At 56.1% G+C, this 1,319-nt stretch carries 1 protein-coding gene; it reads left to right on the top strand.

From position 1 onward, the window contains the following. Window positions 1-80 precede the first annotated feature (80 nt). Window positions 81-1,288, top strand: a protein-coding gene (locus MLC59_RS19715) for an IS3-like element ISMaq2 family transposase (protein WP_248237300.1) whose coding sequence is annotated in 2 segments (ribosomal slippage) — window positions 81-408 and window positions 408-1,288 — 1,209 coding nt in all. Because the reading frame shifts where the segments join, the coding sequence is not laid out codon by codon here. The last annotated feature ends 31 nt before the right edge of the window (window positions 1,289-1,319 follow it).

Here is a 1,319-nt window from a genome sequence, read left to right on the forward strand (position 1 = left end):
TGTAGTGGCCCCCATTTAAACCGGACACCTTGGTAGAAGCAAAGGCCTAGGCATAGACCTAGTGCAAAGGAGTGTCCAAGGTGGAAAGAATCGAAGTCATAACCGGAGTGCAGCGCCGTCGCCGGTATTCCGCGCAGGAGAAAGCATTCATGGTTGCAGAGTGTGAGCAGCCAGGCATGTCGGTATCGCTTGTAGCCCGGCGTCATGGTATATCAGCAAGTCTGTTGTTCCGTTGGAAGAAGCTGATGAAAGACGGTGGCATGTCCGCGATTGAATCCGGTGATGAGGTTGTAAGCGCATCCGAGGTGAAAGCCCTGAACAAGAAGGTTCAGGAGCTGGAGCGGATGTTGGGCCGCAAGACGATGGAAGCTGAAATACTCCGGGAAGCCCTGGAGGTGGCTCAGTCAAAAAAGTTGATCTCGCGCATGCCGTTGCTGCCACCGGACGATACCCTCTGAAGCGGGTTGCGGAAGTGCTGAAGGTATCGCGCTCCAATCTTCTGGATCGCCTTCATGGTCGCCAGAAAGGCCGAAGCCCGAGATACAGCAAACAGGACGATGACCGGCATTTACCGTTTATCCGTGAGCTGTGCGAGGCCCGTGCTGCCAATGGCTATCGAAGGATCACGGCTCGACTGAATCGGTTGCTCGCAGCCAACGATGAGCGAGTAAACCACAAGCGCGTGTACCGACTGATGAAGCAGGATGGGCTGCTGTTACCCCGGTATACAGGGCGACCTCAAGAGCGCTGCCACAATGGCCAGGTTATTACGTTGAAGCCGGACCTTCGCTGGTGCTCAGATGGCTTTGAGATCCGCTGCTGGAACAAGGAGGTTGTCCGTGTAGCCTTCAGCCTGGACTGCTGTGATCGCGAGCTGATGCGCTATGTAGCGACTACTGGTGGCATCACCGGTGAGATGGTTCAGGACCTGCTGCTGGAAAGCCTGGAATACCGGTTCGGCCAGTCAGAGCGAGTGCCTCATCCGCTGGAATGGCTGACGGACAATGGCAGTTGCTACATTGCCAAAGAAACGCGAGCCTTCGCGTCCTCTCTGGGCTTTGTAGTGTGTACCACACCGGTGAGAAGCCCTCAGAGCAACGGCATGGCTGAGGCCTTCGTGAAGACGTTTAAGCGCGACTATGTGTACCTGAACGATCTCCCTGATGCCGCCACGGTGATGGCCAAGTTGCCGGAATGGATCGAAGACTATAACCGCAGCCACCCGCACAAGGGGCTGAAAATGAAATCGCCCTGGGAGTACCGGGCGGAACTGGCATCAAACGAATGAGGTGGTGTCCGGTTTAGCGGGGGCAACTACA

The organism is Marinobacter bryozoorum (genome assembly GCF_023156245.1).
GTDB classification, from domain to species: domain Bacteria; phylum Pseudomonadota; class Gammaproteobacteria; order Pseudomonadales; family Oleiphilaceae; genus Marinobacter; species Marinobacter bryozoorum.